This window comes from Kitasatospora sp. NPDC022856 (assembly GCF_055561235.1).
The window spans coordinates 293,506-312,840 of the sequence record NZ_JBVHHE010000005.1; the positions used below are offsets into that span (position 1 = coordinate 293,506).

15 protein-coding genes are annotated in these 19,335 nt (G+C 75.6%); 4 read left to right on the forward strand and 11 right to left on the reverse strand.

Going from position 1 to position 19,335, the window contains the following annotated elements:
• Window positions 1-189: 189 nt before the first annotated feature.
• The 4 genes from ACZ34W_RS08850 to ACZ34W_RS08865 all read right to left on the reverse strand — a co-directional run bounded on the left by ACZ34W_RS08850 (window position 190) and on the right by ACZ34W_RS08865 (window position 5,387).
• Entirely contained in the window at window positions 190-696 is a 507-nt protein-coding gene (locus ACZ34W_RS08850) for a copper chaperone PCu(A)C (RefSeq protein ID WP_465602764.1), read from the reverse strand.
• On the reverse strand, window positions 693-2,981 hold the full coding sequence (locus ACZ34W_RS08855) for a heavy metal translocating P-type ATPase (protein WP_465602766.1): 2,289 nt from the start codon (window positions 2,979-2,981) through the stop codon (window positions 693-695). The genes ACZ34W_RS08850 and ACZ34W_RS08855 overlap by 4 nt, the downstream gene beginning before the upstream one ends.
• Complete coding sequence (locus ACZ34W_RS08860) at window positions 2,978-3,172, reverse strand: hypothetical protein (RefSeq protein WP_465602768.1); 195 nt, start codon at window positions 3,170-3,172, stop codon at window positions 2,978-2,980. The genes ACZ34W_RS08855 and ACZ34W_RS08860 overlap by 4 nt, the downstream gene beginning before the upstream one ends.
• Window positions 3,173-3,329: 157 nt before the next feature.
• A complete protein-coding gene (locus ACZ34W_RS08865; RefSeq protein ID WP_465602796.1) occupies window positions 3,330-5,387 on the reverse strand; it encodes a TerD family protein in 2,058 nt (685 codons plus the stop codon).
• Between the two features lie 308 nt (window positions 5,388-5,695).
• Between ACZ34W_RS08865 and ACZ34W_RS08870 the strand changes: the two genes are divergently transcribed.
• Both ACZ34W_RS08870 and ACZ34W_RS08875 read left to right on the forward strand, forming a co-directional pair.
• A complete protein-coding gene (locus ACZ34W_RS08870; protein WP_329486112.1) occupies window positions 5,696-6,343 on the forward strand; it encodes a hypothetical protein in 648 nt (215 codons plus the stop codon).
• An 81-nt stretch (window positions 6,344-6,424) separates the two neighbouring features.
• A complete protein-coding gene (locus tag ACZ34W_RS08875; RefSeq protein WP_396486442.1) occupies window positions 6,425-7,303 on the forward strand; it encodes an alpha/beta fold hydrolase in 879 nt (292 codons plus the stop codon).
• Here the strand turns inward: ACZ34W_RS08875 and ACZ34W_RS08880 are convergent.
• From ACZ34W_RS08880 to ACZ34W_RS08900, 5 genes are all read right to left on the reverse strand, one after another.
• Window positions 7,287-7,706, reverse strand: a complete 420-nt coding sequence (locus ACZ34W_RS08880; RefSeq protein ID WP_465602771.1) for a PPOX class F420-dependent oxidoreductase — start codon at window positions 7,704-7,706, stop codon at window positions 7,287-7,289. The genes ACZ34W_RS08875 and ACZ34W_RS08880 overlap by 17 nt on opposite strands.
• 44 nt (window positions 7,707-7,750) lie before the next feature.
• Window positions 7,751-9,574 (reverse strand): alkyl/aryl-sulfatase, encoded by a 1,824-nt coding sequence (locus ACZ34W_RS08885; RefSeq protein ID WP_465602773.1) that lies wholly within the window; start codon window positions 9,572-9,574, stop codon window positions 7,751-7,753.
• A gap of 125 nt (window positions 9,575-9,699) precedes the next feature.
• Window positions 9,700-11,010 carry a D-alanyl-D-alanine carboxypeptidase family protein gene (locus tag ACZ34W_RS08890; RefSeq protein ID WP_465602775.1) on the reverse strand — a complete coding sequence of 437 codons (1,311 nt, stop codon included), beginning with the start codon at window positions 11,008-11,010 and terminating at the stop codon, window positions 9,700-9,702.
• 170 nt (window positions 11,011-11,180) lie between these two features.
• Window positions 11,181-13,301 (reverse strand): choice-of-anchor A family protein, encoded by a 2,121-nt coding sequence (locus ACZ34W_RS08895; protein ID WP_465602777.1) that lies wholly within the window; start codon window positions 13,299-13,301, stop codon window positions 11,181-11,183.
• Window positions 13,302-13,435: 134 nt separating this feature from the next.
• Complete coding sequence (locus ACZ34W_RS08900; RefSeq protein ID WP_329486107.1) at window positions 13,436-14,224, reverse strand: TetR/AcrR family transcriptional regulator; 789 nt, start codon at window positions 14,222-14,224, stop codon at window positions 13,436-13,438.
• Between the two features lie 93 nt (window positions 14,225-14,317).
• On the opposite strand from ACZ34W_RS08900, the gene ACZ34W_RS08905 reads away from it, so the two are divergent.
• Both ACZ34W_RS08905 and ACZ34W_RS08910 read left to right on the forward strand, forming a co-directional pair.
• A complete protein-coding gene (locus ACZ34W_RS08905) occupies window positions 14,318-15,172 on the forward strand; it encodes a siderophore-interacting protein (protein ID WP_465602780.1) in 855 nt (284 codons plus the stop codon).
• A 274-nt stretch (window positions 15,173-15,446) separates the two neighbouring features.
• Window positions 15,447-16,418, forward strand: coding sequence for an alpha/beta fold hydrolase (locus tag ACZ34W_RS08910; protein ID WP_465602798.1), 972 nt, complete (start codon window positions 15,447-15,449; stop codon window positions 16,416-16,418).
• Window positions 16,419-16,490: 72 nt separating this feature from the next.
• On the opposite strand, the gene ACZ34W_RS08915 is transcribed toward ACZ34W_RS08910, so the two are convergent.
• Entirely contained in the window at window positions 16,491-17,966 is a 1,476-nt protein-coding gene (locus ACZ34W_RS08915) for a VWA domain-containing protein (RefSeq protein ID WP_465602782.1), read from the reverse strand.
• The gene (locus ACZ34W_RS08920) at window positions 17,963-18,835 is read right to left on the reverse strand and encodes an AAA family ATPase (protein ID WP_465602784.1); all 873 of its coding nucleotides are present in this window, start codon (window positions 18,833-18,835) and stop codon (window positions 17,963-17,965) included. The genes ACZ34W_RS08915 and ACZ34W_RS08920 overlap by 4 nt, the downstream gene beginning before the upstream one ends.
• Window positions 18,836-19,335: the final 500 nt, after the last annotated feature.

The window sequence follows — 19,335 nt, forward strand, 5'->3', positions numbered from 1 at the left end:
GGGACGAGGGTGGGGGAGTCGACGGCGGGTCAGGACGCACCGCCCCCGGCCGCAGTGGTCCGTGAATCCGCAACGGAAGGAAGACCGATGACGCCACCCGTTCTGGCCGGAGTCGACGGCTCGCCCGCGAGCACCGCCGCCGGCCGCCCGGCTCCGGCCCGTCGCCTGCTCTCAGCCGGCCGCCCGGGCTCAGCCCGCGCGCCGCCCGCCGGGCGGTACGACCTCCGCCCGCACCCGCAGGTCCGGACTGTGGCGGAAGCTGAGGGTGAACTCCACCCACTGCCCCGCCCGCAGCTCCGGCGGGTCGACGATCATCAGGTCGGCGTCCTCCGGCGCCATCGCCAGCTCGCCGCGCTCCGGCACGGGCAGCACGGCGGCCGGCTCCCAGCGGCCCGCCGCGCCCTCGTGCCGATGCCGCTTCAGCGTGATCCGGCCGCCGAACTCCCAGCTCGCACCGGTGAGTTCGTCGGGTATGTCGCCCGGGTTGCGGACGGTGAAGAACGCCGCCGTGGCGCTCGCCCCGCTGGTCGCCGGCAGCAGCACCCAGCCCGGGCCCGCCTCCACCGGCCGCTGGCGCCCGGCCCCGCCGACCGCCGTCCAGCCGACGAGCAGGGCCAGCGCCACCGCAGCCGCGGCCACCGGCGGCCCGACCACCCGCAGCCGTGCGGCCCTCCGGCCGCCGGACCGGGCGCTCACCCGGCCACCCCCGCGGCGCCCCGGCGCGGCCCGCCGCCCGGACGGCCCGCGCCGCGCCCCGGCTGCCACGTCCGCAGCCGCAGGCTGTTGCCCACCACGAGCAGCGAACTCAGCGACATCGCCACCGCCGCCAGCATCGGGTTCAGCAGCCCGACCGCCGCCAGCGGGATCAGCACCAGGTTGTAGCCGAACGCCCAGAGCAGATTGACCCGGATGGTGGCCAGCGTCCGCCGGGCCAGCCGGACGGCGTCCACCACCGCCTCGATGTCGCCCCGCACCAGGGTGAGCCCGGCCGCCCCGATCGCGGCGTCACTGCCCGAGGCGAGCGCCACCCCGAGGTCCGCCGAGGCCAGCGCGACGGCGTCGTTGACCCCGTCGCCGACCACCGCCGTGGTCCGCCCGGCGGCCCGCAACTCGGCGACCACCTCGGCCTTGCGCGCCGGAGAGGCCGAGCAGTGCACCCGCTCGATGCCCAGCTCGGCGGCCACCGCCCGGGCCGCCCCCGGGCCGTCCCCGGTCAGCAGGACGGTCTCCAACCCCAGCGCGCGCAGCCGGTGCAGCGCCCGCCAGCTGCCGGAGCGCAGGGTGTCCCCGACCGCGAGCAGGGCCACCGCACGGCCGTCCAGTTCCACCAGGACCGGTGTCCGGCCGGCCGCCCCGGCCCGGTCCCGCGCTCCGGCCAGGACGGCGGGCAGCTCCGCCGAGGAGTCCTCCGGCCGAACCACCCGGACGGCCCGCCCCTCGACGCTGCCCGTGACACCGACCCCGGCGGTGGCCGCGAAGGCCGCCACCGCCGGCAGCGACCCGCAGCGCGCCCGGGCCGCCGACAGGACGGCCCGGCCCACGGGGTGCTCGGAGCGTTGCTCGACCGCGCCCGCGAGCCGCAGCACCTCGTCCGCCTCCACCCCGGGCACGACGGTGAGTTCACCGAGCTCGGTGCGCCCGGTCGTGAGCGTCCCGGTCTTGTCCAGGACCACGGTGTCGATCCGGCGCAGGCTCTCCAGCACCTCCGGCCCGCGCACCAGGACGCCCAGCTCCGCGCCCCGGCCGGTCGCCGCCAGCAGTGCGGTCGGCGTGGCCAGGCCCAGCGCGCACGGACAGGCCACCACCAGGACCGCGACCGCGGCCGTCACCGCCGCCTGCGGATCGGCGCCCGCCCCCAGCCAGAAGCCGAGCACCGCGACCGCCACCGCCAGGACGCACGGCACGAACACCCCGGCCACCGCGTCCGCGAGCCGCTGCGCCCGTGCCTTGCCGGCCTGCGCGTCCGCCACCAGGGCGGTGATCCGGGCCAGTTGGGTGTCCGCACCGACGGCCGTGGCCCGGACCACCAGAGCGCCGCCGACGTTCACCGTGGCACCCGCCACGGCATCGCCGGGGCCGACCTCCACCGGCGCGCTCTCGCCGGTGAGCAGACTGAGGTCCAGCGCCGAGCCGCCCTCCACCACCACCCCGTCGGTGGCCACCCGCTCGCCCGGGCGGACCACGAACTCCCCGCCGGGCAGCAGCTGTTCGATCGGGATCAGCCGCTCCTGCCCGGACCGCGGATCCCGGACGCACACTTCCTTGGCCCCCAGCTCGGCCAGCGCCCGCAGCGCCGAACCGGTGCGCCGCCGCACCCTGCCCTCCAGCAGCAGGCCCGCCAGCACGAACAGCGGCACCCCGACGGCCGCCTCCAGATAGACGTGCGCGCCGCCCCCGCCGTCGGCGGTCAGCGAGAACGGCATCCGCATGCCGAGCCCGCCCGCCCCGCCGAACACCAGCGCGTACGCGGACCAGCCGAAGGACGCCACCACGCCGAGGCTGACGAGCGTGTCCATGGTCGCCGTGCCGTGCCGCAGCCCCTGCCGGGCCCGCCGGTGGAAGCCGGCCGACCCCCACGTCACCACCGGGACGGCCAGCGCGAAGCACACCCACTGCCAGGCCGGGAACTGCAGCGCCGGCACCATCGACAGCACCACCACCGGCACCGCCGCCAGCGCGGTCACCAGCAGTCGCCACCGCTCCGCGGGCTCCTCGGCGCGGTCCACCGGCGGCTGCCCGGCCCCGGCCGGCGTGGCCGTGAACCCGGCCCGCTCGACCGCGGCGACCAAGTCCCCGACGGCCACCCCGGCCGGGTGCAGCACCCGCGCCCGCCCGGTGGCGAGGTTGACGCCCGCCGTGACCCCGTCGATCCGCGCCAGCGTCCGCTCCACCCGGCCGACGCAGGCCGCGCAGGTCATCCCGCCGACCGTCAGGTCGGTGCTGACCGGCGCCCCGGCCGGCGCGTCCGCGACGGCGCTCACCGGCCCGCCCCCATGTCGTGCCCGCTCATCCCCGGCGCGCCGCCGCCCCCGCCGCTCCCGGGCGTCAGCCCCGGCGACACCGGTCCGGCCCCGCGCCCCAGCGCGAACGCCGCCACGAACACCACCACCATCAGCAGGGCGAACCCCGCCACCACGCTCCACGGCCGGCCGCCCGGCGTCATCTCACTCACCTCCCACCAGTCGGCCCGCCACCCCCACCGGTTCCCACCACCCGCACATCACCCCGGAACACCACGCCCGGAACACCACCCCGGCCCTCACTCCCGGGAACGCGCCGGGGCCGGAACCGCGGGTGCGATTCCGGCCCCGGCGCAGGGTGTGCGGCGGTCAGCGACGGGCCACCCGCTGGTCGAGGTGGGTGATCACCGCGGTGTGGAACCGCTCGACGGCGGCGTCGACACTGCGGATGAAGCCCGACTCGGCGTTGCCCCGGGTGCTGCCCATGGTCTTCGAGAGCGAGAGCCGGAACCCGGTGATCTTCGAGGAGTCCTTCGGCAGCAGGTCACCGGGCTCCGGACGGAGCTTCTCCAGGGTGCCCCGGGGTCCGGGCGCGGCGCCGTCCGTCAGGGTCTCGACATGCAGGTCCGCCGGGGCCTCGGCGAGCTGGCGGACCAGGCGCTTGACCCAGCTGAGCGGGTAGCCCTGCTCCGGGGCGGGGATCTCGATGGAGGTGCGCAGCTTGCCGACCCGCAGATCGGCCGTCAGCTCGAAGCTGCCGACAGTGTCGTCGACCCGGATCTCGGCGACCAGCCGGCCGTCGGCGCAGAGCCGGTCGGCCAGCGCGGTCCGGCGTGTGAGCGGGTCGTCGCCGCGTCGGGCCCGCTGGACGGGCAGGACCTTGACGCCCAGCGAGCCGCCGAGCTGGAGGCAGACCTGCCGGATGAGCCGCTCCCAGCTCTCGACGACCTGGACGGCGCGGCCGTCCCCCGGGGCCAGCGTCTCGTCGTCGATGCCGTTGCGCACCGGCACCCAGGCCGGGCCCATGTTCTGGAAGCCGTGGCAGCCCGAGTTCTCGTGCTGGAGGTAGTGCAGGAGCTCCTCCAGCAGCCACCGGTGGGCGGGGTTGGCGAGGTCGTCGTGGTGCAGCAGCATCTGCGCCTGGTTGGTGACGTCGGCCCAGGACAGGTGGCAGAGCAGCACCTTGTGCTTGCGGCGGCCGTCGATCTTGACGGTGACGAGCGGGCTGCCCTCCAGTGCCACGTCGTTGGAGAGCGTGATGACCGCCTCGTAGCCGCGCCGGGCGGCGATGTCCATGTAGTCCTGGACCTGGTCGGCCTTCAGCGGGTTGCCGTTGGTCTTGCTCTCGATCAGGGCCGTCCAGAGCCGCCCGGCACGTTCCACCCGGATCACGCCGTCGGGACGCTTGGGGGTGTCGCCGTGCGGCAGCGATACCTCGGTGAAGGTCTCCATCCGGCCGGCGGGCGCGCCGAACGCCGCGGTGAGCCGGCGGCCGAACGCGGGGACCTGCGCCATCACGGACAGCAGGAGGGAGGTGGCCCGGACCTCGCGCTCGCGGTCGTTCTTGAGGCTCGTCGCGGGGAAGAGCCGGGCGGTGCGCCAGGCGTCGTTCTCGGCCAGCGAGGGCTTGGGGGTCTTCGGACGGGCCACCCGCTTCTTCGCGGTACGCAGGCGCTTGGGCGCGGCAGCCTCGGCGGGCGCCCCCTCGGGAGCCTTGGCCTGGGCGGGCACCAGGGCCTTGGCGGCGGGTGCGGCCGCGGGTGCTTCGGCCGTGTCGGCCGTGGTGGGAGCGTCGGCGGGGGCCACCGCCGGGGCCGCGGCCACGTCCGCCGCGTCGGGACCGGACCCGGTCTCGTCCTCGCCTCCGTCGGGTGCGCTCCCGTCGCCGGCGTCGTCCTCGATGTCGATGCCGAAGTCGGTGGCCAGCCCGGCCAGGCCGGTGTCGTAGCCCTGCCCGACGGCGCGGAACTTCCATTCCTGGTTGCGTCGGTAGATCTCGCCGAAGACGAAGGCGCTCTCCGAGTCCGCGTCGGTGATGGCGAAGCCCAGCAGCGGCTCCCCGGTGCTGTCGGCGAGTTCTAGGCGCAGGCCCTCCAGTCGGCCGAACGCCGCGCGCTGGTGCCGGCTGGCCGCGACGACCAGGCGTTCGACGTCGGCGGGCACGGCGGTGAGGTCGAGCTGGATCCGGTCCTCGGTACCGACCTCGGTCGGCGTCTGGCCGAGCAACTGGACGCTGCCGTCGGTGGCCGCCGGGTTGTTGTAGAAGAAGAAGTCGGCGTTGCTCCGCACCTTGCCGTCCCCGGTCAGGAGCAGCACGGACACGTCGGCGTCCCCGTCGCCGCCGGGGCTGCTCCAGCCCAGGCTCACGATGACGGAGTCGGCGCTGTCGCTCAGTGCCGCCAGGCCGACGTTGGCGCCCTTGACCATTTCCTGCACGAACGTCCCCCGGAGGACCAGGGCCGCCCCTCGGGGCAGCCGTCGACTGTGTGGGGCCGCCGACCGGTGCGCAGGGCGGCCAGCAGGGAGCCTAGCGGCTTTCAGGGGCGCTCCTACCAGGCTTTGAGCAGATTGTGTGCATGCAACCGGAACGTGATCTTCTGCCGCCGGCGACGGTGTCGGTGGAGGCCGGGGGTACCCGAACGGGGGAGCAGGTTTCGCGGCGGGGGCGGTCGTTGCGAAGCATGGGGACGTAGCGGTCGTCGGCCGCTGGACGCCGATCAGAAGAGGGAACTCCGGTGCGTGAACTCCATAGCTTCCCGAACCGTCCTGCCGAGGGTGCTCGCCGGGGGTGGTCCGGGCCGCGGGCCGTGGCGCTGGTGGCCGCGCTGACCGGGGCCGCGGTGCTGGCCGCGTGCAGCAGTTCGTCGACCAATCCGTCGGTCACCCGCTCGGAGGCCTCGACGCTGAGTACGGCGCCCAACCCGTCGTCGTTCTCCGGGGAGCCGCCGTCCGCGCTGGCCTCGACCGCGGAGTCGGCGCTCGCGTCGGCGTCGGCGGCCGCCGAGTCCGGCTCGGCCGCCGCCGCCTCGTTCGCGGCCTCCGCCTCGGCACAGGGCGAGCAGGTGCGGCAGAACGCGGCGGCCGCGCTGGGCACGCTGGAGAACGGCGGCAACGCGCTGGGCGACGTCACCATCACCGGGGTGCCGCGGGCGCAGACCGGTGGGCTGCACGCCGTCGTGGTCACCATCACCAACGACGGGGTGAACACCGCCTCGTACGCGGTGCAGGTCGACTTCACCGACACCAGCGGGAAGACCGTGGACAGTTCGATCGTCGGCGCGGAGCACCTCGCCGTCGGGGCGCAGGCCTCCCCGGTCGCGTTCAGCCGCCGGCCGGCGGAGGAGACGCTGCTGCCGGTGGTGGTCAGGGCCGTCCGGTACTGAGCGGCCGGCCGGGCGCACCTCTTGCCGGGCGGGCTACTCGTCGGTAATCCTTGCTGACATCGCGTCCAGCAGAGGAGCCGCATGCCCGCCGACGTCACCTTCGCGCTGCCCGCCCCGCACGGCCCGGGGGAGGTGACCGTCCGCTACCAGCGGCTCGGGTCCGGCAGCCCGCTCCTGCTGCTGCACGGCGTGGGCCACCACTGGCAGGCCTGGGAGCCGGTGCTGCCCGCGCTGGCCGAGCGGCACGAGGTGATCGCCGTCGACCTGCCGGGCTTCGGCGCCTCGCCCGCCCTGCCGCCGGGCGTGCCGTACGGGCTGGAGGCGGTGGTGCCGGTACTCGGCAGGCTCTGCGCCGAGCTCGGGATCGAACGCCCGCACGTCGCCGGGAACTCCCTCGGCGGACTGCTCGCCCTCGGCCTCGGCCGGGCCGGCCTGGCCCGCTCGGTGACGGCGCTCGCCCCGGCCGGCTTCTGGACCGAGGCCGAACGCCGCTACGCCTACGCGGTGCTGGGCGGGATGCGGCTCGGCGCGCGGCTGCTGCCGCCGCCCGCCGTCGGCCGGATCGCCCGCTCCGCGGCCGGCCGCGCGCTCCTGGTCAGCTCCATCTACGCCCGCCCCGGCCGCCGGGAGCCCGCCGCCGCCGTCGCCGAGACCAGGGCGCTGCGCGAGGCGACCGGCTTCGGCCCCACCCTCGCGGCCGGCCGCGGGCTGCGGTTCACCGGGGCCGCCGGCGACGTGCCGGTCACCGTCGCCTGGGGCAGCCGGGACCGCATCCTGCTGCGCCGTCAGGGCGTGCGCGCGCTGCGGGAACTCCCGGCGGCCCGGCTGGTCCGGCTGCCGGGCTGCGGGCACGTGCCGATGAACGACGACCCGGAGCTGGTCGCCCGGGTGGTCCTGGACACCTGCGCCCGGGCGCAGGACCGGCCGGCCCTGCCGGAGCCGCTCAGTCCGTCAGCGTGATCCGGATGCCGACCGTGCCGCGCTCGCCGCGCCGCACCCGGCTGCCGAGCAGGGTGAGCACACCCAGCAGGCCGTACTTCTGCCGCAGCAGCGTCCGGTAGGCGGCGGTCCGCTCGGGGCCGAGGACCTCGGCGGTCGCCGGGTACTGCTCGCCGGTCGGCCGGCCCTTGACGTCGCACGGGCCGACCAGGACGTCGGCGCGGTTGCGGATCCGCTTGACCTTCCAGGAGTCGGTGACGGTCCAGACGCCCAGCGCGTCGCCGTCGCGGACCACCCAGACCGGGGTCGGTACCGTGCTGCCGTCCTTCTTGTAGGTGGTGACCAGCAGGTAGTTCCCGGCGGAGAGCCGGACCAGGCGTGCGAGCCGGTCCTGCGAGGCGGGGTCGGGGGTGGCGGCGCTCATGGCCGCATTCTAGGCCGCGCCGTGGGCCGGGGGAGTGACCGTCGTCAGGGGGTGACCACGGGGAACGCCCGCTCCGGGGTGGTGACGAGGGCGAACAGCCGCGGCAGCAGCCCCGGGTCGCCCTCGTGCCGGACGGTGTCGAGGGCCTGGCCGGCCAGCAGGCCGAGCAACTGCGGCCTGGTCAGGGTGAGCGTCAGCCCGGTCGGCGACCGGGGCGCGTCCCCGGCCGGGAACGACCGGTGGGTGAGGGCGCCGTGCCGCAGTGTCACCCGGAACCGCAGCCGCTCGTCGGTCAGCACCAGGTCGATGGTCAGCGCCTCGTCCCAGGCGCGCGGCCCGTCGATCCGGATCGCGATCGAGTCGAGCAGCATGGCGGTGGTCAGGGCCGCCGTCATCGCGGGGTTGGCGGCGTCGAGCAGGACCGTCCCGGGGCCGTCCAGCAGTTCGCCCGCGGCCGCCAGGTAGAAGTTGCGCCAGGGGCCGTTCTCCGCGCCGTGGCCGAGCTGCCGGTAGACGCCGGCCAGCGCCTCCCTGGCCGCCCGGTTCGACGGATCGGCGAACACCACGTGGTTGAGCAGGGTGGCCGCGAAGCGGAGGTCCCCCGAGTCCGCGTAGCCCCGGGCCTTGGCCAGCGCGGCGTCGCCGCCGCCGGCCACCTCGACGTACCGCTGCGCCTGGGCCACCGGCGGGTGCTCCCACAGGTGCGCCACGTTGCCGTCGAACCAGCCGAGGTAGCGCTGGTAGACGGCCTTGACGTTGTGGTTCAGCGAGCCGTAGTAGCCGCGCGCGTGCCAGCGCCGCTCCAGCGCGGGCGGCAGCCGCAGCTCCTCGGCGATCTCCGTCCCGGTGAGCCCGTCGTTGAGCCGGCGCAGGGTCTGGTCGTGCAGGTACGCGTAGAGGTCGCGCTGCTCGGAGAGGAAGGCGACCACGTTGTCGTGGCCCCAGGTCGGCCAGTGGTGCGAGGCGAACGCGACGTCGTACCGGCCGTGGAAGTACTCGATCGCCTCGTCCAGGTAGCGGGCCCAGATCCGGGCGTCGCGGACCACCGCGCCGCGCAGCGTCAGGATGTTGTGCATGGTGTGGGTGGCGTTCTCGGCCAGGCAGAGTGCCCGCAGGTCGGGGAAGAGGAAGTTCATCTCGGCCGGGGCCTCGGTGCCCGGGGTGAGCTGGAAGACGATCCGCACGCCGTCGACGGTCTCCTCCTGGCCGGTGCGGGTGACGTCCACCGTCGGCGGGACGAGCGTGATGGTGCCGGTGGAGGTGGTCATGCCGAGGCCGGCGCCGATCTGCCCGTCGGGGGCCTTCGGCAGCCGGTCGCCGTACATGAACATGGCCCGCCGGGTCATCGCGTTGCCCGCGTAGACGTTCTCGCTGACGGCGTTTTCCAGGAAGCCGGCGGGCGCGATGACCGGGACGCCCTCCTCACTGCCCGGCGGCAGGACGCCGCGGGCGCCGCCGAAGTGGTCGCCGTGCGAGTGGGTGTAGACGAGGCCGGTGACGGGCCGGTCACCGCGGTGCTCCCGGTAGAGCGCGAGGGCGGCGGCGGCCGTCTCGGCGGAGATCAAGGGGTCGATCACGATCACCCCGCGCTCGCCCTCGACCAGCGTCATGTTGGACAGGTCGAGGCCGCGCACCTGGTAGACCCGCTCGGCCACCTCGTAGAGCCCCTGCCGGGCACAGAGCCGGGCCTGGCGCCAGAGGCTCGGACGGGCGGTGTCCGGGCAGTCGGCGGCGAGGAAGCCGTACGCGTCGTTGTCCCAGACCACCCGCCCGTCGGCGGCCCGGACCACGGCGGGCACCAGCGCGCCGAGGAAACCCCGGTCGGCGTCCTCGAAGTCAGTGGTGTCGTCGAAGGGCAGGTTGGTCATCGCAGGCTCCGTTCCATCGGTGGTGTGCGGGCGGCGCCCGGCCGCACGCCGGGCCGGGGGAGCACCGCCCGACGGACGACGCGGTCCGGACGGCCGCGGCCGGCGGCGCGGTGGCCGCCGGGGAGTCAGGCCCGGTGGTTGTGCAGCCGCCGACGGGCCGACCGTACCGTCGACCGCAGGGCGCGGGCCGCCCGCCGGCGGCCGCGACCGCCCACCGCCGTCGAGCCGCCCAGCGCGGTGGCACCCGTCCGGGCGAACGCGAGCGGGGCGGCGGCCTCGGCGGCAGCCGGGCGCAGCCGCAGCCGCCGGGCCCGGGTCCGGCCCGCCGCCCACAGCGCCAGCGCCCCGCCGAGCACGAGCGCCGTCCACCCGGCCGGGCCGAGCGCGTGGTGGGCCTGCTGGATCGCGTGCGGCACGACGCCCGTCGCGGGGGCCTCGGCGGGGGCGGACGCGGCGGCGGCCGGCTCGTCCACCAGGTGGCCGACCGGTTCCACCCGGCCCGCCGCGGCGAAGCCCCAGTCGAGCAGGCTCGCCGCCTCGTCGTACACCTTGGTCTGCGACTCCGGGTGCATCACCGTCACCAGCAGGGTGCGGCCGCCGCGTTCGGCGGCGCCAGTGAAGGTGGCACCGGCGCCGGTGGTGTAGCCGTTCTTCACCCCGATCAGGCCCGGGTACTTGCCGAGCAGCCGGTCGGTGTTGGCGATGTCGAAGGCGGTGCGCTGACCGGTCGTCTTGTCCACCCCGCCGGGGAAGCGCGCGGTGCGGGTGGAGCAGTAGGAGCGGAAGTCCTGGTTGCGCAGCCCGGCCCGGGCGAACAGCGTCAGGTCGTAGGCCGAGGAGACCTGCCCCTCCTGGTCGTAGCCCTCGGGCGAGACCACGTGGGTGTCGCGGGCCTGGAGGGCCACCGCGCGGTCCTGCATCTGGGCCACGGTCCGGGCGAGGCCGCCGTTCATGTGGGCCAGGACGTGCACCGCGTCGTTGCCGGAGCTGAGGAAGACGCCCCGCCAGAGGTCCTCCACCCGGTAGGGCAGGTTCTCCTTGATGCCGACCAGGCTGCTGCCCACGCCCAGGTTGGCCAGCTCGGCCGGGGCGACCTTGTGCTCCAGGGAGCGGTCCAGCTTGGGCAGCACGGTGTCCGCGAAGAGCATCTTCAGGGTGCTCGCGGGCGGCAGCGGCAGATGGGCGTTGCGGGCGGCCAGGACGTCACCGGTGGCCGCGTCGGCGACCAGCCAGGACCGGCCGGTGAGTTCGACCGGCAGCGCGGGCGCCCCGGCCAGCGGGGCCACCTGGACGGCGGGGCGGCCCAGCCGCTCGCCGCCGACCACGGTGGTCGCGTCCTGCGCGACGGCCGCGGACGCCGCGGTGGCGAGCACCAGCGCGGCGGCGACGGCACCGGCCGCGGCCGGTCCTCTGACATGGTGTGACCTCTGCTGCACACCGCGAACGTACCCGCGGCGCGGCCCGGGCGCCGTGTGCGCTGCTCCGTCCGGGCCCCGGCACCCGGACGGGGCGGGCCGGCCCGGACGCGCCGGACCCGCCGGAGCGGAGGGTGCTCCGGCGGGTCCGGGGTACCGGGCGCCGCGCCCTGGGGGCGGCAGCCGTTCGGCTAGCAGTCGTCGTCGTGGTGGTGCCGCTTGTTGGTGAGGTCCACGGTGACGCAGTCATCGGCGTCCACCCGGTACGGGCCGGTCACCGGGTCGTGCGGGAGCTGGTAGCCGTCGGGCGCGGCGGTCTCCCGGAGGTAGTACTGGCCGGCTGGCAGGTGCGTGAAGGCGCAGCCGCCCTCGGCCGAGGTGGTGCAGCCCGGGCCCGTGCGGGTGTCCGGGTTCGCTCCGCCGGTCTGCAGGCCGGCGACTCCGTTGGTCTCCCGCCAGAGCTGGAACTGCGCGCCGCCCAGCGGTTCGCCGGTCTTGGCGTCCCGCTTGGTCAGGTCGATCGAGCCGTCCGGCGGCGGCGTCGGCGAGGGGCAGTCGCCGGCCGTCACCTGGACGCCGGTGGTGGCGTTCTGGGGGGTGAGGGCGAGGGGGCCGAAGACGGGGTCGGTGGGGAGGTCGTAGCCGGTGGGGGCGGTGGTTTCGCGCCAGTAGTAGGTGCCGGTGTCGACGGTGCGTCGGCAGATGCCGTCGGCGGGGGTGGTGCAGGTGGCGCCGAGTCGGGTGTCGGGGGTGGTGCCGGTGGTCTGGAGGCCGGGGGTGTTGTTGGTCTCGTGCCAGAGTTCGAAGACGGCGCCGGCGAGGGGGGCGCCGGTGGTGGCGTCGGTCTTGAGGACGCGGACCTCACCGGTGACGGGTGGTTGGGTGTGGGGTTGGTCGGCCGCGGTGACCTGGACGCCGGTGGTGGCGTTCTGGGGGGTGAGGGCGAGGGGGCCGAAGACGGGGTCGGTGGGGAGGTCGTAGCCGGTGGGGGCGGTGGTTTCGCGCCAGTAGTAGGTGCCGGTGTCGACGGTGCGTCGGCAGATGCCGTCGGCGGGGGTGGTGCAGGTGGCGCCGAGTCGGGTGTCGGGGTTGGTGCCGGTGGTCTGGAGGCCGGGGGTGTTGTTGGTCTCGTGCCAGAGTTCGAAGACGGCGCCGGCGAGGGGGGCGCCGGTGGTGGCGTCGGTCTTGAGGACGCGGACCTCACCGGTGACCGGCGGGGTGGTGCAGGAGGGGAGGTCGCCGTTGAACGGGTAGGAGTGGAACTCCTGGCCGCCGCCCCCGACGGGGAGGCTGGTGTGGGTGAGCGAGCCGGTGGTGAAGAAGCGGCCGTTGATCCCCGCGAGGGTGACGGTGGTCAGCGAGGCCTGCCGGCCGATCAGGAAGCTGCCCTGGAACTGGCCGGTGCCGGCCAGGGTGACGGCGGTGGCGTCGGGGAAGTTCCACAGCAGGTGGTCGCGGTAGGCGTTGAGCGGGTCGTCGGAGTCGTTGATGCCGCCGCTGTAGGTGTTCAGGGCCCGGGTGGCGCCGAGGACGTTGACGAGGATCGTGGCGCCGGAGGGGATGCCGGCGAAGACGATGCCCTGCTGGCCACCGGTCGGCCCGGTGAGGTCGAAGTCGACGTTGAACACCTGGAGGGCCGAGCTGCCGTCCCCGGTGAAGAGGGTCTGCCCGCCCTGGTTCACGGCGGTGCCGGTCGGGGTGCGCGGCGTGCCGCCGACGCGGGCGTAGCAGTCGGACGCGGTGGTGAGCTGGTCGCGCAGTCCGCTGTAGGGCCGGACGGCGTCGGGGTCGGTGACGAGGGTGCCGGTCACCGTGCCGGTGACCGTGCCCGCGTGCCGGACCACGCCGCCCTCGGCGACCAGGGTCTGGCCGGGGGCGATGGTGATGCCGCCGCCGGTGGTGAGGAAGTCGGCGCCGTCCGGCGGGGGGACCCGGGAGCCGACGCCGGCGATGCCGATGTTGTAGATGGAGCTGACGCCGGCCTCCTTGGCCTGGGCGAAGCTGTCGAGGACGACCACGCGGCCCTCGGCCTCGGCGGCGCGCCCGGCGACCTGGAACTGGTTGCCGACGAAGATGTTGATGCCGTTGTCCCGGCCGGTGAACGGGAGGTTGTTGATCGACGTCGGGTAGCTGGGCGGGCAGCTGCCCGGTACGCACGGGCCGAGGCCGCCGGGCAGCGGCGCCGCCACGGCGGGGACGGCCCCGGCACCGAGGGCGAGGACCGGCACCAGGGTCGAGAGCACCGTACAGGGGAGAGCCAGGGCGCCGGCCCGGCGGCGGACGCGGGTGAGCAGTCGGTTGAAGGAAGACATAGTCGAAGCGTCCGACAGCTCGTGCGAACAGGGTGACCGGTGGAGCGCCCGCCTACGCTGATCGGTGACCGGGCGTACCCGCTCAGACCAACCGTCACCTGGGCAGCGGACAGTGCCGGTGGGCCCGCCGGGCGCTACGACCGGGCGGCGGCCGCCTCGACACCGTCGAGGAGGACGGCGAGCCCGGTGCGGAAGGCCTCGCGGGTCCGTTCCTCCAGGTCACCGGCGCCGTCCCCGGCCTCGGGGGCGCCCCCGGCGCTCTCCAGCGCGGTCAGCAGTGGGAAGCGCTCCGCGAAGTCCGGTGCGAGGGACGCGAGTTGGGTGGACCGCGCGTACCACCACTCCTCGTCGGCGACCCCGGTGTCCACGGCCGCGGCGCGGGCCTCGGCGGCGGTCCGGGCCATTCCGCGGACCAGCTGCCAGAGGGCGGCGACCACGCCGCGCAGCTGTCGGGGTGCCAGGCCGGCGCCGTCCAGGATCCGCAGTACCGCCTCCATCGCGCCCAGCTCGGCCGGGCCGAGGACCGGCCGGGCCTGGGAGATCTGCAGGACCCACGGGTGCCGCAGGTAGCAGGTGAAGGCCTCCTCGGCCCAGGCGGTGGCGGCGGCCCGCCAGCCCGCGGCGGGGTCGTGGCCGGTGGGCAGCTCGGCGAGCACCCGATCGTGCATCAGGTCGAGCAGCTCGGCCTTGCCCGGTACGTACGTGTACAGGGCCATCGCGGTGCGGCCGAGCCGTTGGCCGACCGCGCGCATGGACAGCGCGGCCATCCCCTCGGCGTCGGCGACCGCGATCCCGGCCGTCACGATCGCGTCCACGCTGAGGGCGGGCTTGGGGCCGCTGCGCCCGGCGCGCCGCTCCTCCGGCCCGCGCCAGAGCAGGGACATCGAGCTGTGGGGGTCACCCTGGCCCGCGAAGACGGTCACGGTAGCGAACTCCTTATGCCGTAAAGTATCCTCGTCGAGGTAATCGCTTATGGCGTAAGGTTATCAGTGGAGCCGAAACCGGAGGGTCCGACGGTGGCATTGCCCGTCACATACATCCAGGTCGTCGCGGTCGAGCGGGTCACCCCGCGGACGGCCCGCATCACCTTCGAGGCCGATGCGCTCGACGACAGCGTCGGCCGCACCCCCGACCAGCAGGTCAGACTCTGCTTCCCCAAGCCCGGCCGGACCGAGCCCGTGCTGCCCGGCGGCGGCGACGATCCGACGGGCTGGTACCAGGCCTACCTGGCCGTCCCGGAGGACGAGCGGCCGTGGATGCGCAGCTTCACCGTCCGCGGCCGGCGGCCCGGCACCCGGCGGCTGGAGGTCGACTTCGTGCTGCACGGCGACGGCGGCCCGGCGAGCGCCTGGGCGGACCGTGCCCGGCCGGGCGACCGGCTCGGCATGGTCGGCCCCTCCGAGCTGTACGCCCGGCCCGTCCCGCTCGCCACCGCCGTCGCCGGGGCCGACTGGGTCCTGCTGGCCGGGGACGAGACGGCGCTGCCCGCGATCGCCACCCTGCTGGCGGCGCTGCCCGCCGGGATCCGGGCGGTGGTGTACGCCGAGGTGGCCGACGAGGCGGAGCGGCAGCCGCTGGCCACCCCGGCCGACCTGACGGTGCGCTGGGTGTACCGTGACGGCGCCGCCCCCGGCGGTCCGCTGACCGACGCGGTCCGCGCCGCCGACCTGCCCGGCGGTACGCCGTTCGCCTGGCTGGCCGGGGAGGCCTCGGCGGTCCGGGCGATCCGGCGCCACCTGGTGGAGGAGCGCGGACTGGCCAAGGCGTCGGTGGAGTTCGCCGGGTACTGGCGCCACCGGCTCACCCAGGACGACGCACCCACCGCCGAGGACTTCGCCGACGCGCAGGAGAAGCTCGCGCAGGCCGGGTGACCCCACCCCGGGGCGCGGCCGCGGGAGGGGGAGATCCGGGGGTTCCCGCGGCGTTCCGCTGGGCAGGGTGGATAGCGACCGGTCGGACGTCATCCGTCCGGCGGCGATCCGGACGGCGTGAGGAACAGGGGTGGGCGACGTGACCAGGGACACCGGCGAGGCCTTCGGCGAGCGGACCGGCGGCGGGCAGGTGGGCGGCGGGCGGACCGGCGGCGGGGCGGACCGCGCCGCGCGCGAGGCCGGCTCCGCCTACGGGGACCTCGCGTACGGCGACATCACGCACCGCGACATCGAGGTGAACGGCGTCCGGCTCCACCTCGCCGAACAGGGGGAGGGCCCGCTCGTCCTGCTGCTGCACGGCTTCCCGGAGAGCTGGTACTCGTGGCGGCACCAGTTCGCCCCGCTGGCCGCCGCCGGCTACCGGGTGGTCGCCCCCGACCAGCGCGGCTACGCCCGCAGCGAGCGGCCCGCGGCCGTCGACGCCTACACCCTGCTCCACCTGGTCGGTGACGTCACGGCCCTGATCGCCGCGCTCGGCGAGGGGCCCGCGGTGCTGGTCGGCCACGACTGGGGCGCACCGGTCGCCTGGTCGACCGCCGCGCTCCGCCCCGATCTGGTGCGCGGGGTCGCCGGGCTGAGCGTGCCGCCGCTGCCGGTCTCCGGGCTGCCGCCGCTCGCACTGTCCAGGGAGCGGTTCGGCGAGGGCTTCTACCAGATCTACTTCCAGCGGCCCGGGGTGGCCGATGCCGAGTTCGCCCGGGACCCGGGCTCGACCTTCCGCCGCGTCCTGTTCAGCGGCTCCGGCGACCGCCCCGGCGCCGAGCGGCCGCAGGCCTGGGTCGTCCCCGACCGGCAGACGCTGCTGGACACCGTCCCGGAGCCGGAGAAGCTGCCGGACTGGCTCACCGAGGACGACATCGCGGCCTTCGTCGCCGACTACGCCGGGCACGGCGAGCACGCCTTCACCGGTCCGCTGAACTGGTACCGCAACATCGACCGCAACAACGAGCTGCTCACCGCCTTCGCCGGGCGCGGCATCGACGTGCCCGCGCTCTACGTGGCGGGGGACCGGGACATGGTGTCGGCGCTGATCGGCCCGGACGCGCTGCGCGGGATCCTGGAGCGCCTCACCCCCAGGCTGTACGGGCACGTCACGCTCCCCGGCGCGGGCCACTGGACGCAGCAGGAGAGGCCGGCCGAGGTCACTGCCGCCCTGCTGGACTTCCTGCGCGGGCTGGACGGCTGACGCTCCCGCGGGCTCGGAACCGGAACCGGAACCGGAGCCCGCGCCCGGCGGCGCCGGCCGCTCCCCGGCCGGTCAGACCGGGAGCAGCCGGGCGATCAGCTCGCCCAGCCGGCGGGCGTTGCGGCAGGAGTGCATCTCCACCACCTCCGCGTACGCGGTCGCCGCCGAGTCGCCGCCGCCCCACAGCGAGGGCTGCTCCGGGTTGAGCCAGTACACCCGCCGCGCCCGCCCGGCGATCCGGCGCAGGGCGGACAGGTTCGGGTCGCGGTGGTTGTTGCGGGCGTCACCGAGGATCAGCACGCTGGTGCGCGGGCCGACCGCGTCCAGGTGCCGGTCGGCGAACTCGCCCAGGGCGGAGCCGTAGTCGCTGTTGCCGTGATGGCCCATCACCTTGGCCTCGGTGAGGATGCGCCGGGCCAGCCCGGCCGGATCGGCCCCGCTGCCCGCCAGCAGCTCGGTGACCTCCGCGGTGCGGTTGACGAAGGCGAACACCCGGACCTTGCTGAACTGCTCGCTCATCGCGCGGACCAGCAGCATGGTGAAGTCGGCGAAGCCGGCCACCGAGCCGGAGACGTCGCAGAGCAGCACGATCTCCGGGCGGGCCGGCCGGCGCAGCCGGTAGGCGGGGCGCAACGGCACACCCCCGGTGGAAAGCGAGCGGCGCAGGGTGCGGCGGAGGTCGATCTGCCCACGGGCCGCGCGCCGCCGCCGGGCGGCCAGCCGGGTGGCCAGCTTCCGGGCCAACGGTTGGACGGTGCGGCGCAGTTCGGTGAGCTGGTCGCGGCCGGCCGCGAGGAAGTCGATCCGGTCGGCGCTGGGTGCGACGGCCCGTTCGGCGATCCGCTCGGTGCCGCGTACCTCGGCCACCCGGCGGCGGGCCTCGGTGCCGACCATGGCGCGGAAGGCCTGGACGCGGCGGCGGATCTCGTCGGCGAGGAGGCCGTCGGAGAGGTCGGCCGGGGTGTCCGCCGCGGTGCCCGCGCGCAGCGCCGCCAGGACGCGGGCCAGCAGGGTCTCGGGGGCGAGCCGGCCGAGGGTCTGGTGGGCGGACCAGCCGTCAGAGCCGGGTACCGAGCCGGCGCCGTAGCGGCCGAACGCGGCCACCGCCTCGCCGGCCAGCCGGGCCTGGGCGGCCCGGTCGTCGGCGGCGAGGGCGGCGGCGAGGCGCTCGCGCAGGTCCTCGCGCACGGGGTCGGCCAGATCGCGGGCGGCGGCCCGGGCGTCGTCGGCGTTCTCGGGGCCGTCCGGGGACGGGCCGCCGCGGGCCGACTCCGGGGCGCCCACCCCGAGCGGGAAGAAGAGGTCGAAGGTGGCGTCGTAGACGGCCCGCTGTGCCTCGGAGCGCAGCAGCGCGGCGGCCAGGCCGGCCCGCAGCTGCTCCCGGTCGGTGAGGCCCAGCACGTCGAGGACGGCCGCCGCGTCGACGGTCTCGGCCGGACCGGCCCGCAGCCCGTGCCCGCGCAGGGCCCGGACCAGCCCGGTCAGCCGGCCCGCGAGGTCGGCGGCCCCGGTGGTCGCGGCCGCCGCGGGGGCGGGGCGGTCCGTCATGCCGGGGTGAGCTTCCGGGTGGCCTTCAGGATGTCGTCCTGGTGCTTGAGGATCACCCCGAGGGTGTCCCGGACCACCGCCTCGTCCAGGGTGTCCGCGCCGAGCGCCAGCAGGGTGCGGGCCCAGTCGATGGTCTCGGCCACCGACGGCGCCTTGCGCAGGCCCATCGCCCGCAGCGCGCCGACCACCCGGACGAGCGACTCGGCCAGCGTCGCGTCCAGGCCGGGGACCTTGAGCCGGACGATCCGGCGCTCCAGTTCGGCGTCCGGGTAGTCGAGGTGGAGGAAGAGGCAGCGCCGGCGCAGCGCCTCGGAGAGCTCTCGGGTGGCGTTGGAGGTGAGCAGGACGAAGGGCCGCCGGGTAGCGGTGATGGTGCCCAGCTCCGGCACGGTGACCTGGAAGTCGCTCAGCACCTCCAGCAGCAGGGCCTCGACCTCGACGTCGGCCTTGTCCATCTCGTCGATCAGCAGCACGGTCGGCTCGTCGCCGCGGATGGCGGTCAGCAGTGGCCGGGTGAGGAGGTACTCCTCGCCGAAGATGTCGGTGCGGGCCTGGTCCCAGCCCTCGTCCCGGCCGGCGGTGATCCGTAGCAACTGCTTGGCGTGGTTCCACTCGTAGAGCGCGCGGGCCTCGTCGATGCCCTCGTAGCACTGCAGCCGGACCAGGCGTGCCCGGTTGATCTCGGCCACCGCCTTGGCGAGTTCGGTCTTGCCGACCCCGGCGGGGCCCTCGACCAGCAGGGGCTTGCCCAGGCGGTCGGCCAGGAAGACGGTGGTGGCCACCGCGGTGGAGGCCAGGTAGCCGGTTTCGGCCAGTTGGGCGGCCGCGTGCTCCGCCGACTCGAAGAACCCCGTGCCGTCGCCGCCCATGTGCCCCACTCCCGTCGGTCCGTCCGTGCAGCAGCACCCTACCGGCCGGTCACTTCGCCGTCCCGGCGCTCCGGCGAGCACGGGTCCGAATCCGGATCATCGACGGGCCGTCATACGCCCCGTCGATGATCCGTGACCGAATCGAAGGCGGGAGTCCAGCCGGCCGGTAGGTATTCAGAAGGCCGCCTACGGCTACCGGATCCGCAACTCCTTCCGCGACCGCTGCCTGGTGGCCTGGTCGGGCGACACCTCCCCGGGCTCCAAGCTGACCCACTCCGACTGTGTCCCTGAGTACGCGGACCAGGTCTGGGCGCTCTGATGCCCGGCTGACCGGAACCATCCGCGGGCGTGGCGGTCCCGAGCAGGGGGGAGCGGGGGGGGGGGGGGGGGGGTGGGGGGGGGGGCCCCCCCCCCCCCCGCCCCGCCCGGGCGGGGCGCGCGGGGGGGGGGGTGTTAGTGGGGGGGGGGGGCGCCCCCCCCGCGGGGGGGCGGCCCCGGCC

Bases quoted from the DNA above. Each gene is read 5' to 3' on its own strand.
- ACZ34W_RS08865 (WP_465602796.1), bottom strand. From the start codon at position 5,387: ATGGTCAAGGGCGCCAACGTCGGCCTGGCGGCACTGAGCGACAGCGCC.
- ACZ34W_RS08875 (WP_396486442.1), top strand. From the start codon at position 6,425: ATGCCCGCCGACGTCACCTTCGCGCTGCCCGCCCCGCACGGCCCGGGG.
- ACZ34W_RS08880 (WP_465602771.1), bottom strand. From the start codon at position 7,706: ATGAGCGCCGCCACCCCCGACCCCGCCTCGCAGGACCGGCTCGCACGC.
- ACZ34W_RS08885 (WP_465602773.1), bottom strand. From the start codon at position 9,574: ATGACCAACCTGCCCTTCGACGACACCACTGACTTCGAGGACGCCGAC.
- ACZ34W_RS08895 (WP_465602777.1), bottom strand. From the start codon at position 13,301: ATGTCTTCCTTCAACCGACTGCTCACCCGCGTCCGCCGCCGGGCCGGC.
- ACZ34W_RS08915 (WP_465602782.1), bottom strand. From the start codon at position 17,966: ATGACGGACCGCCCCGCCCCCGCGGCGGCCGCGACCACCGGGGCCGCC.
- ACZ34W_RS08920 (WP_465602784.1), bottom strand. From the start codon at position 18,835: ATGGGCGGCGACGGCACGGGGTTCTTCGAGTCGGCGGAGCACGCGGCC.